The organism is Hahella sp. CR1 (genome assembly GCF_029813005.1).
Lineage (GTDB): Bacteria > Pseudomonadota > Gammaproteobacteria > Pseudomonadales > Oleiphilaceae > Hahella.
Genome location: NZ_JAPELK010000001.1, coordinates 1225961 through 1241827 on the forward strand (window position 1 = coordinate 1225961; position 15867 = coordinate 1241827).

Consider the following 15867-nt stretch of genomic DNA (forward strand, 5'->3'; position numbering starts at 1 on the left):
GCAATTGCAATGGATAAGGAGGGAGGCGGCGCAGCTTATGCTGCGCCAAGACGTTGCACTAACTTTTCAGTCAGTGTGTGGATGTCCTCTGAGCTATCCGTGGAGACCACTAGCACGTGGGGCAGCTCGTCTTCCTGGAATGGCTCATCCCGGGTGAGCTGTTTGTGCATAACTTCCACATCGGCTTCCGCAGGATCGTCGTTCTTTTCCTTGCGGCGGTTTAGACGACGTTCAATTTCATCCAATGGCACGCGGCAATCCACTACAGCGAACGGGACGCCTTCTTCTTCCGCCACTTTTTCCATCTGCTGGCGTTGATCGTAGCGAAGGAAGGTAGCGTCGATGATAACCGCCGCTCCACAGTGCAGCAGGGCGCGAGCGGTGTCGGCGAGATGGGTGTAAGTCTTAATAGAGGCGTCTTTGTTATAGATGCCCTGATCGCTGCCGGAAGCGCCAGTGTTATCCAGATGAGAAAAGCCGAACAGGCGCTTGCGCTCTACGTCCGAACGCAAGCGAATGGCGCTTAAGCGTTCCAGCAGTCGAGAGGTGATGGTGGATTTGCCTGTGCCTGAGACGCCGTGGGTAATAAGTAAAAAGCGTGTCGGCACATCCATATAGCTTTCCGCCAACTCCAGGTACTTGCGATATTTGCGCACCTGTTCCGCCTTGGCTTCTTCGCTCAGCCCTGGCGCGCCGAGGGTAAACAACGCAACTTTACATCGCACCATGGCGCGGTATGACTTATAGAAAGGCAGCAACTCTGCGCCGACGTAATCGCCGGTAATTTCCAGGTATTTATTCAAAAACCGGTAGGACAGATGTTTCATGCCCCGATCTTCCAGATCCATCATCAGGAAGGCGAGATCGTTGTAGACGTCCGTCCAGCGAAAGTCCTCGTTAAACTCAATGCAGTCAAACAGGGTGACTTTGTTTTCAAACAGGGTCACGTTGCCGAGATGCACATCGCCATGACATTCGCGCACAAACCCTTTGTCTTTACGCGACTGCAGAAACGGACGCAGGCGCTCGTAGGTGCTTTGCGCCCAGCCTTCGATGTACTCCAGCTGCCGTAACTCCGCGGGGTCCGACAACATGGGACGGACTTGATCGAAGTTTTGCTGCACTGGCGCGAATACTTGCTGAGGGTCGCCGAATTCACAGCTGCTGTCGGCGACAGCGGACTCTTGCATGTGGAAGTCCGCCAGTTGCTGGCTGAGGGCGTCTAGGTAACGGGGCAACTTATCAGAGTCACTAGGTAGCTTGCTGAGCAGGTCTTCAGGGTTGAACTGCTTCATTTTGACTGCGTATTCAATTACGTCGCCATCGCCGTCAATGGAAGGCTCCGCTTCCGAGCCGGTAATTCTGACCAGCCCTTGGTAAATCTCTGGGGCAAGGCGACGATTAAGCCGCAGTTCTTCCTCGCAATAGAAGCGACGGCGCTCCAAGTCGGTAAAGTTAAGGAAGCCGAAATCCATGGGTTTCTTGATTTTGTAGGCGTATGGCCCGGTCAGGATGACCCAGGAAATATGAGTTTCGACGAGTTGAAACTGTGTGACGGGATGTCCATAGACTGCCGGATCCTGCAGCGCTTTAATTAAGCTCTCGCTCACGCGTCGCTCCTTCTTATTTAATATTGCGAGGGTTTCATGCCACTGATTGCTGAAATTGGTTATGATAACCGCCGCGACCGCCCGAAAAACAATCATCTGGCGCACATCTAACGTCCTGAAACAACGCGTTTCAACGAGAATAAAAGGCAGCCGCGCCAGCAGACTAGAGCTTAAACCATCTACATTCCCATGTCGAAACCTAAAACAGCCCGCAAGCCTGCAAATAAGCGGCCCGGCAAGAAAAAGACAGCACCAAAAAGACGCATTCTTTCTATCCTTTTTAAAGTGACTTTGGTTCTCTCCGTATTACTGGTGATCTGGACCATTTATCTGGATGCGACCGTAAGAGAAAAGTTCGAAGGTAAACGCTGGCAGCTACCTGCCCAGGTGTTCGCCCGCCCCATGGAGTTCTTTCCTGGCCAGAACTACACCCGAGGACAGGTTGAGGAAGAGCTGAAGAGCCTGGGATACCGGCGCACGGATCGTCCGGGGCAACCGGGAACCTATTCCATGTCTTCCAGCGCGCTGGAAGTGTATAGCCGTTCGTTTAAGTTTCCCGATGGTGATCAGAAAGCTCAGAAGTTTCGTCTGGATTTTGATGGTCAGGGCGTTAGCCGAGTGAGCGCCGGCGGTACGGATACGAACTGGTCCAGACTTGAGCCGGTGGTTATTGGCGGCATTTATCCCGCCCAGCATGAAGACCGTTTACTGGTGAGCCTTAAAGAGGTTCCAGATAGTTTAAAGAAGGCGCTGGTGGCGGTTGAGGATAAGAATTTCTACTCCCACTACGGCGTATCGCCTCTATCTATAATGCGTGCGACCTGGGTGAATATTCGCGCTGGACGCGTCGTACAGGGCGGCAGCACGCTGACGCAGCAGTTGGTGAAGAACTTTTACTTGTCCAGCGATCAGACCATTTGGCGCAAGTTCAATGAGGCTATTATGGCTGTGCTGCTGGAATGGCACTACGAGAAAGACGAGATTCTGGAAGCCTACTGTAACGAGATCTTCCTGGGCCAGGCCGGCGCTCGCGCTATTCACGGCTTTGGTATGGCCAGCCAGTTCTACTTTGGCGTGCCGGTGCAGGATTTGACGCCGGAAAAATCCGCGCTGCTGGTGGCGATCGTCAAAGGCGCTTCTTATTACAACCCGCGCAGACATCCCGAGCGTGCGCAGAAGCGCCGCGACCTAGTGCTGCAGATGATGGCTGACGGCGGGGTGATCTCCAACGAGCAAAGCATTGGCTTTAAAAATCGCCCACTGGGTGTGGTGACGCAGCCGCGATATTCCGACAGTCTCTACCCGGCGTTCATGGATCTGGTTCGTCAACAGTTGGATAAAGACTATCGCGAAGAGGACTTGCAGTCAGAAGGGTTGCGGATCTTCACTACCCTTGATCCGCTGATCCAGTCTCAGGCTGAGTCGGCGCTGAGTAAAACCGTGAAGGGGCTGGAGCGTAATAAGGCCAATCAAGGCTTGCAAGGCGCTTTGGTGACCACTGCACTGGACAGCGGTGAGGTCGTTGCCTTGGTCGGCGGCAAAGACGCGCAATTCGCCGGCTTTAATCGGGCGCTTGAAGCGAAGCGGCAGATAGGTTCTTTGATCAAGCCTGTCATCGCGCTGACGGCTTTGCAGGAGAAGGATAAATACACCTTGGCGACGCCGATCAAAGATGAAGCGTTCTCGATCAAGTTTGAGAATGGCGATGTATGGGCTCCGCAGAACTATGACAAACAAACCCATGGCGAGGTGAGCTTGCAGCATGCGTTGGCGCACTCACTAAACCTGGCGAATGTTCGTTTGGGACTGGAGCTGGGCGTGCCGGCGGTATTGGATCAAGTGCGCAAACTTGGCGTGGAGACGGATGCCGCGCCGTATCCGTCCGTGTTGCTGGGAGCGTTGAATTTGACGCCGCTTCAGGTTGCTCATTTATATCAAAATCTGGCTTCCACCGGATTTGATACGCCTTTACGGGCAATTCGCGCAGTGACGAAGCCAGATGGTGAATTGCTGACAAGATATCCTTTTGATACTCATCAGGTTGTTGATCCCGCTGCGACTTATTTGCTCCAATACGCCATGTTCGACGTGATGCGTGAAGGCACGGGCCGACGCGTCTATCAGCGCTTTCCGGAAGACTATTCCGTGGCGGGTAAAACAGGCACCACGGATGATTACCGCGACAGTTGGTTTGTCGGCTTTAATGGCCAATACCAGACGACTGTGTGGCTGGGTAAGGACGATAACAGCGTGACTCGCCTGACAGGGGCGTCCGGCGCCCTGGAGGTCTGGATGAATCTGTATCAGCGTCTGCCTCAAGTGTCCTTCGTGCCCACAACCCCGGAAACGGTGGAATGGGTGTGGGTGGATAGCGCCACGGGCAAAAAGTCTGACGAAGGGTGTGACGGCTCTGTCGCCATGCCTTTCCAGCGCGGTAGCGCGCCTGTCGAAGAGGTGGTCTGCGTCGGACGCGATAATGCACTGCAGCGTTGGCTGCGTAGCTGGTGGGATGGTTAATACCGGGGAATAATAATGATGCGATTGCTGAATAGAGTTTGTGTGGTGGGAATCTTGGCGGCGATGACCGGTTGCGGGGTGAACCCTTATCGCAGCGCTACGACAGAGGCGGGTCCAGAGACTCAACCTTCGACGCCGGCGACAGAAACTGCTGCGCCGCAGCAACCGGATCGCACAGGTCGGCCTGTTTCACCTCCGGTGCGTATTTCCCGGGTAGAGCCCACGCCGGCGGCTCGTCAAATGCTGGCGAATGCTGAGGCCGCCGCTCGCGAAGGGCGCTATGATCAGGCGATGTTGATGGTGGAGAGGGCGCAGCGTATGTCGCCGAAAGCTGGCGATGTTTATCTGGTGATGGCGCGCTTGCACTATGAGCAACAGCGCTACGCCAAGTCCGAGCAACTGTGTCTGAAGGCGTTGTCGTTGGCGGGCGATGATAAATCTTTCAAGGAGTCCGCTATGTACTCCCTGGATAAAGCGCGTCAGGCGCAGGGTAAGTAGGAGTTTATCGGGCCTGAAAAAAGGGAAGCTGTTAAAGCTTCCCCATAGATCCAGTCTGATTTTGAAGATAACGGCGGGACATTCCCGCCGCTCAGCGTTACATCGAGGCGAACAGGCTGGAGGCTGCATCCAGCGTCGCTTGGATGTCCTCGTCGGAGTGCGCTGCGCTGACAAATCCCGCCTCATAGGCGGAGGGCGCCAAGTACACGCCTTTATCCAGCATGCCGTGGTAGAACTTGCGGAAACGCTCCAGGTCACACCGGGTGACTTGCTCAAAGCGGGAAACTTTCTTCTCTTCACTGAAAAAGAAACCGAACATGCCGCCAACCTGATTAATGGTCAGGGGAACGCCCGCTGCTTGCGCGCGCTCTTGTAAACCTTTCGCCAGCGCTTCAGTTTTAGCGTTCAGTGCGTCGTAAAAGCCCGGCTCGCTGATCTTGTTCAGCATGGTCAATCCGCAAGCCATGGCCAAAGGATTACCGGACAGCGTACCTGCCTGATAAACCGGGCCCAGTGGCGCGATATGTGACATGACGTCACGGCGACCGCCAAATGCGCCGACCGGCAGACCCGCGCCGATGACTTTGCCAAGGGTGGTCAGGTCGGGTTTGACGCCATAAACCTGCTGAGCTCCGCCCAGAGCGACGCGGAAACCAGTCATGACTTCATCGAAAATCAAGATAGATCCATGCTCGTCACAGACAGTGCGCAGTGTTTCCAGAAAGCCGGGCTCGGGCGGGATGCAATTCATATTTCCGGCGACAGGCTCAACGATAATCGCGGCGATTTCATCCCCGTGGCGGGCGAAAACTTCCCTGACCATGACCGCATCGTTGTAGGTCAACGTAAGCGTGTGTTCCGCCACGCTGGCGGGAACGCCAGGGGAGTCGGGAATGCCCAGGGTCAGTGCGCCGGAGCCTGCTTTCACCAATAGTGAGTCAGCATGGCCGTGATAGCAGCCTTCGAATTTAACGATCTTGTCTCTTCCAGTGAACCCGCGAGCCAGACGGATGGCGCTCATGGTCGCTTCGGTGCCGGAGTTGACCATCCGCACCATTTCAATGGAGGGAACCAGCTCGCAGACTTTTTCCGCCATGTCGATTTCGATGCGAGTAGGCGCGCCGAAACCCAGGCCGTTGACGAGTTGGCGCTCCAAAGCCTGACGTACGTCAGGATGGGCGTGACCCAGAATCATTGGACCCCAGGAGCCGACATAATCGATATAGCGCTTATCGTCCTCATCGAATAGATACGCCCCTTCGCCTTTGCTGAAGAATACCGGGGCTCCGCCGACACCGCGAAACGCGCGCACCGGCGAATTGACGCCGCCGGGGATATGTTGCTGGGCTCGGCTGAAAAGTTCTTCTGAGATAGTCATGCCTGTTCCTGTATCTATGGCTTAAAAAGGACAAATTATGTTGCGCATTGTCGGAACTCCGGATGGGGAATGCAAATGCCGGAAAAACTGCGCTTAAAAAGGACGCACCACCACCATAATGACTATGCCGACCAACACCAGCACAGGGGCTTCGTTGAGCCAGCGGTAAAAGACATGGCTGCGTTGGTTACGGTCTTCTTTGAATGCTTTTAAGATATGCCCGCAGTAAAAGTGATAGCCGATTAAGGCCGCGACCATTGTCAGTTTGGCATGCATCCACCCCTGCGCGAGATAGCCCGAAAAATTGTATGACAGCAGCCACAGGCCCAAGGCCACAGTAATGATCATCGACGGGGTGGCGATGCCGCGATACAGCTTGCGCTCCATGATTTTGAAACGCTCTCTGCTGATTTCATCCTCGCTCATGGCGTGATAGACGAATAAGCGCGGCAGGTAAAAAATGCCGGCGAACCAGCACACCATGGCGATAATGTGAAAGGCTTTTACCCAAAGCATGCTGCGCTCCTTGTTCTGCTTGATCGCATTAGTAAATACTTATTTGCTTTTGTACTGATAGTAAGATTCCAGGTCCGCACGGGTGATCACGCCAATAATGGGTTTGATCAATGGGGCGGTCGTCCGCTCGACATAGAGGGCTTCTACTCCTGTGGCGTTTAGTCTATCCAGCGCTTCTTCAAGAGTGGCCTGGACATGTAAGGACGCCACGTCTCGCCGCTGTGCAGGGATACTGAGCAAGTCCAGTGACGCCTCTTCGACGTTAAACTCGGGTTTGCCTTCTTCCTCCGTCAGATAGCGGGCCAAATCCGCAGCTGGCAGGATGGCGCGGGGGCCTCCTTCGCTCTCGATGATGATCCAGCGTGGTTCTGTGCGTAGCAGCTCTTTCGCCTCACTCCATACTAACTTCTGTTGTGAACGCTTGATGCTTCTTTCCATGATGGCGCCCACCGCTACGCGGCGCAGAGCCAGAGTTAGCGGCTCCGCGCGGTAATCCAACCCCTGTAATTGCAGAATGGTCAGGAACACCGAGCGCTGTCGAAAGTAGTGGGAAGCGATCAAGCTGGACACGATGATGATCAGCATCGCAGGGAGAATGACGTTGGGGTTTCGGGTCAACTCGATCACCGCCATGATTGCGGCCAACGGCGCTTGTAGAACGGAGCCCATCATCGCGCCCATGCCTAGCACGGCGTAAAACCCAGGCTCTGAGGCCAGGGTTGGCATCAGCATGTTCGCCAGAACGCCGAGCGCCCCTCCGAGAGTCGCCCCGATGAAGAGGGTGGGGCCGATAATCCCGCTTGGCATGCCCAGTCCGATGGTCGTCGCGGTAACAAGCAGCTTCGCCAGTGCGATGGTCAGAAGCAGCAGGAAACCAATGTTGCCGGCGATGGCGTCATTAACTGTGTCATAGCCAATGCCCATGATTTGAGGTAGCGCCAACGCGGCCAAACCGGTCAGGAGCCCCGCCGCCAATAAGCGCCAAAGAATGGGCGTTTTCACCTTTTCCGTGGTTTGGCTGATGATTTTGACGAACAGAGCTGAGCACATACCGATCAATATGGCGACAGCCACAATGTAAGGCAGTTCCACCAGAGAATTCAGACTGAAGTTGGGAACAACGAAAGCCGGGTCATCGCCATAGATAGGTTGAGATACGATGGCGGCGGTTACTGCCGCCAGGATAATCGGCGTAAAGCCATTGATCGTGTATTCCAGCATGACGACTTCCATCGCGAAGATGACGCCGGCGATGGGAGTATTAAAGGATGCGGACACCGCCGCAGCGGTGCCGCAACCCACCAGCATGCGGATGCTGTTATTAGGAAGCCCCATCCACTGACCCAATAAGCTGGAGCTGGTGGCGCCAAGATGCACGGCGGGGCCTTCTCGTCCCGCGCTTTGGCCCGTGGCCAAGGTGGCGACGCCACAGAAAAACTGCAGTAGTCCGCTACGCAGGGAAATATAACCCTGGTGGTAGCCCAGTCGCTCCATGACATGAGTGACGCCGACTTTGCGCTGTTGCACACCCAGTCGCATCAGCCATAGGGCAAGAATAAGCGCACCGACAATCGGCAGGCAGAACTGCATCAGCGGCGTTAATTGCTCAAAGTTCTCCGCGCTGTCGCCTGGCAGGAGGTAACCGAGAGGAAGTTCAATTGCCGCTCGAAACAGGAGAATGACTAAGCCAGTGGCCAAGCCGGATAGAAAACCCAACAGCGCGAGTTGCGGCAGCGCCTCATAGCTGGCGACGCGGCGGCGAAAAGACTGGAATAGCAAATCCAGTTTGAGAGCCAGTGCGGAAACCTGTTGTTTTTGCGTTTTCTTCCCGTTTGGTTTGAGCACAAACCTCTCCCATTCAAACTAGTTGCTGAGTTTGCTCGACAGGTGATGCAGCCATGGCTTATAGCCAGAGGGTGGAATGTAATAGCGCCGCCCGCAATTCAGGAAAGCTGACTCTGCGCGGGTGTCGGAAAGCTGCTAGTATAGCGAATTTATTAGAGTATTGTCCGGCGCGGCCACGGCTGTGCGGGGAAATTGGTTCGGCATTTAGCGGAGGTCAGTAAGCTCGTGGTTAAAATTGGCATTGTCGGCGGCACTGGATATACCGGCGTTGAGTTGATCAGGTTGCTGTCGGCTCATCCAGAGGCGGAAGTGGCGGTAGTAACGTCGCGAGGAGACGCTGGCGTTCCTGTTGCGGAAATGTTCCCCAATTTACGCGGTTTTACAGACTTACGCTTTAGCGCCCCAGATGTCGAAGAGCTATCAAAGTGCGATTTGGTGTTTTTCGCCACCCCTCATGGCGTCGCTCTGGAAATGGTTCCGCAATTGCTGGCCAAAGGGACACGGGTGGTGGACTTGGGAGCGGACTTCCGTATCCGAGATGCGGAACTGTGGAGTCGTTGGTATGGTCTGCCTCATACTGCCCCCGAAGCGCTGGCTGAAGCTGTTTACGGCTTGCCGGAGGTGAACCGGGCGGCGATTAAATCCGCTCGACTCGTCGCTAACCCAGGATGTTATCCCACAGCCGTCCAGTTAGGTTTCTTGCCTCTGTTAAGCAAAGGGCTGGTGGATACACAGCGTCTGATCGCAGACGCCAAGTCCGGTGTGAGCGGCGCCGGAAGGCAAGGCAAAATCGCTAATCTACTATGTGAAGTCAGCGAGAGCTTCAAAGCCTATGGCGCATCAGGACATCGCCATCTACCGGAAATTAAACAGGGGCTCAGTTTGGCTGCTGGCGCGCCGGTTGGTTTGACGTTTGTACCTCATCTCGTGCCAATGATCAGAGGCATAGAAGCCACTTTGTATGCGGAACTGAAACAGGATAACGACGATCTGCAGGCGTTATTTGAGTCGTTCTATGCAGATGAACCTTTTGTCGATGTAATGCCTTTTGGCAGTCTGCCGGAGACGCGTTCGGTAAGAGGCTCTAACCTGTGTCGCATTTCATTGCACCGGCAACCTGAATCTAACGTGGTGATTGTGCTCTCAGTGATCGATAATCTAGTGAAGGGCGCAGCAGGTCAGGCCGTACAAAATATGAATATTATGTTGGGGTTGCCAGAGACGGCGGGATTGAATCTCATCGCTGCGCTGCCTTAATTTTGTCCAGATCGCCCTACTGAAAAGGCGTATTTCAAGCCAAATGCGTGACGGTGTTTGGCTTGCTACCTAAATTCACAAAAAATAACTTTGCCGACAATGAGTTAGTAGAGAATACTAAAATAGCGCGTAAGGTTATGGACACTTCAGAATCGGTATCAATCGTCAATGTCTACCAAAGCAAACGAAAAACTGGTCGTCGTACCTTACCGCCCGGGAGAAACGCTTAAAAAACGGGCTCTGGCATGGCTGGCCATAATTATCAGCATTACTGGCGGCATCGCCATGGGATGGTATTTCTCTGACCTGAGAAAGGAAAAGCTGGGCTCTAAAAATCAAGAGCTCAACCGGATGCTGGTCATAGCGGAAAGGCGCGCCACTGAGCTAGCGCAACAGGTGGCTAACCTGGAGCGAGGAAAAGCGATTGATCAGGCCGCCAGCACGGACGTACTGAAGACTATTCGCGATTTGGAAAGCGCAAACTTACAGTTACGTGAGGATATCGCTTTTTACAAGAACATCATGGCTCCCTCCGATGAGGATACCGGCCTGCAGGTTCAGCGAATGGAAATTCGTCCTACGCGGGAAAATCGAAGGTTTCAGTATAAACTTGTATTAACGCAAGTGGCTGACAACAAAACCTACATCCAAGGCGTTGTGGCGGTGAACCTGATCGGAGTAAAAGGTGGCGAAAAAGAGATATTGCCGCTGCGGGATGTCGATGGAGCCGAGGAGTTGGGGGTTAAGTTCAGATTTCGTTATTTCCAGGACCTTACTGGAGAAATGGAGTTGCCGGAAGGCTTCGTTCCTGAGCAGATTCAGGTAGTGGCGCAATCAACCGGGAAAAAAGCAACGAAAATAGAAAGAACCTTCGATTGGAAGGTCGGGGAGTAAGAATGTTTGGGAAAAAGAAAACCAAATCAAAAAACGTCAATGGCGGGCACTTCGATACGCTGATTTCACGCAGCACGGAAATCAAAGGCGACCTGCAGTTTACAGGCGGTCTGCACATTGACGGCAAGATACTGGGCAAGATTAAGGCTGATACGACTGATGAAGACGCTATTGTGCGAGTCAGTGATGTCGGCGAAGTGAATGGAGACGTCATTGCGCCGCACATTATCATCAATGGTAAAGTGAACGGGGACGTTTACTCCTCGGAGCATATCGAGCTGGCGCCGAAAGCCTCTATCACTGGCAACGTTTATTACAACCTGATCGAAATGGCGATGGGCGCGGAAGTGAACGGTAACTTGGTGCATAGCAAAGAAAGCGTATCAACCGCCACGGTGACGGCTACGGATAAATCCGAACAGAAGAAAGCGACAAAAGAAGATAAAAAAGCAGGTAAGACTCAGGATGACGCTGGCGATCAACCTGAGCTGATCAACTTGGCGAGTCACTGATATAGTTGACCGATTAAGTAGGATAAATAGATAATTCACGTGTATCCTACTTTTTTAATTGCCGAGTATAGAGCGCTAGCAACAAAAGTTGCGGCGGGAGGAACTATGAGCGTCGCTGAGACATATGAACCAACCCCGATAATCTTCACTGATAACGCTGCGGCGAAGGTGAAGTCTCTGATTGAGGATGAGGGGAATGATGAGCTGAGCCTGCGTGTATTTGTTACTGGAGGCGGCTGTTCAGGGTTTCAGTATGGTTTCTCTTTTGATGAAGCTGTAAACGAAGACGACACGATTGTCGAAAAAGACGGCGTGCGTTTGGTTGTGGACTCGCTTAGCTACCAATATCTTGTCGGTGCGGAAGTTGATTTTCGTGAAGGTTTGGAAGGCGCGCAGTTCGTTATTAAGAATCCGAATGCTGCGACTACTTGTGGTTGCGGTAGCTCCTTCTCTATATAAAGGATCAGATCTATGCAGTTCAGCCGCTACTTAACATTACTGTGGCTGACTGTTTTCTCTTTCTCACTACACGCAGCGGACAGACCAGAAACCAGTCCCGCCATCGCAACCGACTCTCTGAATTATCTGGCGAAGATCGAACTTCATACGCCAGAGGAAATTGCTGAATTGTTTGAACGGGCTTCCAAACTGCTGGAGGGTGAGAACGGCTACTCTCTTGGCAGTCCCATCGCTTTTGTTCTACATGGACCGGAAGTCGAGTATTTCGCCAAAATGAATTACCCAGAGTTCAAATCTATCGTAGACAAAGCTGCGCAATTAGATGCTTTTCGTGTGATTGACGTGAGAGTGTGTAACACCTATTTGCGCATACACAATATCGATCGCAGTGCATTGCCGCCCTTTGTCGAAATAGTGCCTTATGGTCCCGCTGAAGAAAAAAAGCTGAAAGAGAAAGGCTACGTAGACTTCTAGTCTGGGCTAATCACGATTAGCTATCAGGCGGGGTAAATCGCCCCTAATATTCTCTCCCCTTGAGCGCGAGTTACCGCTGGGATATTGCCCGGTAATCCATCTAATGTTCGCTTCGCCAGCCAGGCGAAAGCCATTGCTTCCATGAAATCCGGATCAATGCCTGCGCTGTCGGTCCCCTGCACAAAAACCTGAGGCAGATGATGGCGAAGTCTTTCCATCAAAAAGAGGTTATGCACGCCGCCGCCGCAGACAAAGAGATGGGTGAGAGTGTTGGCGTTTAGAGCTTCGCAGATTGTTTGAGCCGTCAGTTCAGTGAGCGTCGTCAGAATATCTTTATCGCTAACGGATGCCGCCTTTTGCAGGTTGGCCTGTAGCCAATCATGGTTAAACAGCTCTCGACCTGTGCTTTTGGGAGCAGGGAGGGAGAAGAAGGGCTCCCTTTTCATTTCTTGCAATAATGCGTGATTAATCGATCCCGTCCTGGCTATTTGTCCGCCTTGGTCGCAACTCTGTTGGAAAGCATGCGAACACCAGGCATCCATGAGCATGTTGCCTGGCCCACAATCAAAACCAACAACGGAGCTGGCTGTTTCCGACCACTGAGTGACGTTGGCGATCCCGCCGATATTAACGACGGCGCAATTGGGAAAACGATTCTGCAAGGCATGCATATGGAATGCTGGCGCCAAAGGCGCACCTTCGCCGCCCGCTGCGATATCTCTGCGCCGAAAGTCCGCAACAACGGTGATTCCCGTTTTCTCCGCCAGTAGGCTGGGGTTGGCGAGCTGGCAGGTGTATGGCCAACTTGTCGCTGGTCGATGTCGGATGGTCTGGCCGTGGCAGCCGATTGCACGAATGCGGCTACTATCGATATCGGAGTGGTTTAGAAGGTTATTTATTGCTTGGGCATATAGCAAGGTTAGCTGGCTTTCGGCTGCGAACAATTCGTCTGGACGCCAGCTGTCAGCGACGGCAAGGTTATGAAGTTTGGATTTCAGATCAGAAGGGAATGGTGTAAAGGAGGTTGCGATGGTTTCAGGAAGTTCGCCCTGGAACTTCGCCAGGGCTACATCAACGCCATCAAGGCTGGTGCCGGACATGAGTCCGGCGAATATTTCCTGATTGTTCATAAGTCCGCGTTGTCGGAGCTTAGGCTATCTCGTTTTGCGACCTGATAACTGTCAGAGTAGGCCTGCATTTGGGCTAGCGCCGTTTGGGCCTGCTCTTTAAAGCGAGACATTTCATTGCTGGCGACAGGTTGCGCATGAGGGAACTTCACTGTTACCGGGTTTTTGTGTACTCCGTTGACGCGGAACTCATAGTGCAGGTGAGGTCCTGTCGCCAAACCTGAGCTGCCTACGTAACCAATAACTTGTCCTTGGTTAATACGCTTGCCGTTTTTGATGCCGCGAGCAAATCCTTTCATGTGAGCGTAGAGCGTAGTAATGGATTGGCCATGCTGCAGAATCACTACGTTGCCGTAACCTCCTTTGCGGCCCGCAAAAATCACTTTGCCGTCTCCACTCGCCTTGATCGGCGTGCCGCGCCCAGCAGCGTAATCGGTTCCTTTATGTGCACGGAACTTATGAAGAACAGGGTGCTTACGTTGTAAGTTGAAATGGGAGGATATACGAGCGAAATCTATCGGTGTGCGTAAAAATGCTTTTTTCAGGCTCTTTCCATCCGGGGTGAAGTAGCCCGTTTTGCCTTCCTGGTCTTCATAGCGCACGGCAGTGAATGTCTCGCCTTGATTTGTGAACTCAGCGGCAAGAATGTTGCCGTTGGAGATTTTTTTGCCATCAAGGAAAAGCTCTTCATAAACCAGCTTGAACGAGTCTCCACTGCGAATATCCAGCACGAAGTCCACATCCCAGCCGAAAATGTTCGCCAAATCCATGATCAGGCTATCCGGCAGGCCGGCGTTTTTTGCGTCAATGAACAGCGCCGATTTAATTACGCCTTCTGCGTAAGCGGTCTGAACATCGGGTTTGAGTACGACTTTCTCAAGCTCGAACTTACTCTCGGCGTTGGCGTTGATCAGCCAGTTTTCTAACTGACTACGATGAATGCGCAATGCGCTAAGTTTGTTTTCAGAGTCGAATGCAAAGTCCAGCTTTTCTCCAGGAAAAATCTGAGTCCACTCTTTGCCGGGAATATCGTCCACCATTTGCGCCAACTCAGCGCTTGAAGCCCCGGCCCTTTTGAATAAGGAGGACAGGCTGTCTCCGTTTTTAACCTCAAACTCGTTCCAGGCTATTTCGGGCTCAACTGTAGCCGGAGCGGGCGTCTCTGTGGCCGGCTCTGCTGTTGAGGGGATCAGCGGTTTGATCTTCGCTGATGCGCTATCTTCGGGTAAGTCCTTGAGAGGGCTGGTGGAATCAGCTTGACTGGTGGGCTGACCATCTAAAGGAATGTTCAGGGTGATGCGGCCTGCCGCCGCTTGATCGGATGGGCTGAGAATGAGCGCTGATCCGAGCATAGATCCTGCGGCCGCAACCGCCAGGAAATGTATCCGTGAAAACTTGGGTAATATTTTCTTAATTAACATCGAAGGTTAAGTCCAGATGTTTGTAAAAAACTTTAACTATAGAGTATAAGCGTTTTTGGAAACTGTGCATATATCAAACAGTTTGGCTGGCGAAAAATGCTGCTATACTATCGCGCCCCCGGGTCATATTAAAGCCGTTGCTTGGTGCTGCGTTCGTGACAAGGGTCATGAATATCGATTACTAAGTGTTAATAGCGTAACAAGTTGCAAATAGGGCGTCTGTAATGCCATCTGTAGAAGAATCTTTAGCGCTGATAAAGCGCGGTGCGGAAGAAATTATTCAAGAAGAAGGACTGGTCGAGAAGTTAAAAAGGGGAGAGCCGCTCAGGATCAAAGCGGGCTTCGATCCGACTGCGCCTGATTTGCATTTAGGGCATACGGTTCTTATTAATAAGCTGCGTCAGTTCCAGGATCTGGGGCATCAGGTCATTTTCCTGATTGGCGACTTTACGGGGATGATCGGAGATCCTACCGGCAAGAGCGCCACCCGTCCTCCATTAACGAAGGAAGATGTGGCTCGAAACGCGCAGACATATAAAGAGCAGGTGTTCAAAATTCTGGACCCGCAAAAAACAGAAGTTCGCTTCAATAGCGAATGGATGGATAAGCTCTCTGCGGCGGATATGATTCGCTTGGCTGGTCAATATACCGTTGCGCGTATGCTTGAGCGCGACGATTTTCACAAGCGCTATCATAATGAGCAGTCGATTTCGATCCATGAGTTTCTCTATCCATTAGTGCAGGGGTATGACTCTGTTGCTTTGCGCGCCGACGTTGAATTGGGTGGAACTGACCAGAAGTTTAATCTTTTGATGGGACGTATGCTGCAGAAGCATTACGACCAGGAGCCTCAGGTAATTATGACAATGCCGATCCTGGAAGGTCTGGACGGCGTGCAAAAAATGTCGAAGTCTCTGGGCAACTATATCGGCGTTAATGATTTGCCTGGGGAGATGTTTAGTAAGTTGCTGTCTATCCCTGACGCATTAATGTGGCGCTACTTCGAACTCTTAAGTTTTCGGGATATGGCGGAAATTGAAGATTTTAAAGGGCAGGTCAACGCCGGAGAAAATCCTCAAAATATTAAGCGACTGCTTGCTGAAGAGATTGTCGCTCGTTTTCACGGTGGAGAGGCGGCGCAGAGTGCGCATAAATCAGCGGGCAACCAAGTTAAATTGGGAGAGATCCCAGAAAATGTTCCTGCTGTCCATATAGAAGAGGGCGATGACCAAGCGGAGTTTTCCATATCCTATATTCTTCGTAGAGCCGACTTAGTGAAGAATGGCGCGGCGGCGAAAGATGTTCTGGGTCGAGGTGCAGTGTTCGTGGATGGTGCGCAGGTTGACGCGAGCTTTATGG

General features: G+C 52.7%; 14 protein-coding genes. 8 read left to right on the forward strand and 6 right to left on the reverse strand.

The window, feature by feature from the left end:
* Nucleotides 1-35: 35 nt before the first annotated feature.
* Nucleotides 36-1610 carry a bifunctional aminoglycoside phosphotransferase/ATP-binding protein gene (locus tag ONV78_RS05520; protein ID WP_279501736.1) on the reverse strand — a complete coding sequence of 525 codons (1575 nt, stop codon included), beginning with the start codon at nucleotides 1608-1610 and terminating at the stop codon, nucleotides 36-38.
* 189 nt (nucleotides 1611-1799) lie between these two features.
* Between ONV78_RS05520 and mrcB the strand changes: the two genes are divergently transcribed.
* Together mrcB and ONV78_RS05530 are read left to right on the forward strand one after the other, a co-directional pair.
* A complete protein-coding gene (gene mrcB / locus ONV78_RS05525) occupies nucleotides 1800-4127 on the forward strand; it encodes a penicillin-binding protein 1B (protein ID WP_279501737.1) in 2328 nt (775 codons plus the stop codon).
* Nucleotides 4128-4142: 15 nt separating this feature from the next.
* On the forward strand, nucleotides 4143-4625 hold the full coding sequence (locus ONV78_RS05530) for a tetratricopeptide repeat protein (protein ID WP_279501738.1): 483 nt from the start codon (nucleotides 4143-4145) through the stop codon (nucleotides 4623-4625).
* 97 nt (nucleotides 4626-4722) lie between these two features.
* Here ONV78_RS05530 and hemL read toward each other — a convergent pair whose 3' ends face one another.
* The 3 genes from hemL to ONV78_RS05545 form a co-directional block, all read right to left on the reverse strand.
* A complete protein-coding gene (gene hemL / locus ONV78_RS05535; protein WP_279501739.1) occupies nucleotides 4723-6003 on the reverse strand; it encodes a glutamate-1-semialdehyde 2,1-aminomutase in 1281 nt (426 codons plus the stop codon).
* 93 nt (nucleotides 6004-6096) lie between these two features.
* The gene (gene hemJ, locus ONV78_RS05540) at nucleotides 6097-6519 is read right to left on the reverse strand and encodes a protoporphyrinogen oxidase HemJ (protein ID WP_279501741.1); all 423 of its coding nucleotides are present in this window, start codon (nucleotides 6517-6519) and stop codon (nucleotides 6097-6099) included.
* A gap of 39 nt (nucleotides 6520-6558) precedes the next feature.
* On the reverse strand, nucleotides 6559-8364 hold the full coding sequence (locus ONV78_RS05545; protein ID WP_279501742.1) for a chloride channel protein: 1806 nt from the start codon (nucleotides 8362-8364) through the stop codon (nucleotides 6559-6561).
* A 225-nt stretch (nucleotides 8365-8589) separates the two neighbouring features.
* Here ONV78_RS05545 and argC point away from each other — a divergent pair, with 225 nt between their 5' ends.
* From argC to ONV78_RS05570, 5 genes are all read left to right on the forward strand, one after another.
* On the forward strand, nucleotides 8590-9621 hold the full coding sequence (argC, locus tag ONV78_RS05550; RefSeq protein ID WP_216740048.1) for an N-acetyl-gamma-glutamyl-phosphate reductase: 1032 nt from the start codon (nucleotides 8590-8592) through the stop codon (nucleotides 9619-9621).
* A 168-nt stretch (nucleotides 9622-9789) separates the two neighbouring features.
* On the forward strand, nucleotides 9790-10515 hold the full coding sequence (locus ONV78_RS05555; protein ID WP_279501743.1) for a DUF6776 family protein: 726 nt from the start codon (nucleotides 9790-9792) through the stop codon (nucleotides 10513-10515).
* Between the two features lie 2 nt (nucleotides 10516-10517).
* Entirely contained in the window at nucleotides 10518-11027 is a 510-nt protein-coding gene (locus ONV78_RS05560; protein ID WP_279501744.1) for a polymer-forming cytoskeletal protein, read from the forward strand.
* A 105-nt stretch (nucleotides 11028-11132) separates the two neighbouring features.
* Nucleotides 11133-11486 (forward strand): iron-sulfur cluster insertion protein ErpA, encoded by a 354-nt coding sequence (erpA, locus tag ONV78_RS05565; protein WP_127973679.1) that lies wholly within the window; start codon nucleotides 11133-11135, stop codon nucleotides 11484-11486.
* Between the two features lie 12 nt (nucleotides 11487-11498).
* Nucleotides 11499-11960 carry a hypothetical protein gene (locus tag ONV78_RS05570; RefSeq protein ID WP_216740051.1) on the forward strand — a complete coding sequence of 154 codons (462 nt, stop codon included), beginning with the start codon at nucleotides 11499-11501 and terminating at the stop codon, nucleotides 11958-11960.
* 23 nt (nucleotides 11961-11983) lie between these two features.
* Here the strand turns inward: ONV78_RS05570 and ONV78_RS05575 are convergent, their stop codons facing one another.
* Together ONV78_RS05575 and ONV78_RS05580 are read right to left on the reverse strand one after the other, a co-directional pair.
* Nucleotides 11984-13090 carry an anhydro-N-acetylmuramic acid kinase gene (locus ONV78_RS05575; RefSeq protein WP_279501746.1) on the reverse strand — a complete coding sequence of 369 codons (1107 nt, stop codon included), beginning with the start codon at nucleotides 13088-13090 and terminating at the stop codon, nucleotides 11984-11986.
* Nucleotides 13087-14439 (reverse strand): peptidoglycan DD-metalloendopeptidase family protein, encoded by a 1353-nt coding sequence (locus ONV78_RS05580; RefSeq protein ID WP_279501747.1) that lies wholly within the window; start codon nucleotides 14437-14439, stop codon nucleotides 13087-13089. The genes ONV78_RS05575 and ONV78_RS05580 overlap by 4 nt, the downstream gene beginning before the upstream one ends.
* A gap of 293 nt (nucleotides 14440-14732) precedes the next feature.
* Between ONV78_RS05580 and tyrS the strand changes: the two genes are divergently transcribed.
* A partial coding sequence (gene tyrS, locus ONV78_RS05585) for a tyrosine--tRNA ligase (RefSeq protein WP_279501748.1) occupies nucleotides 14733-15867 on the forward strand: 1135 nt, incomplete at its 3' end.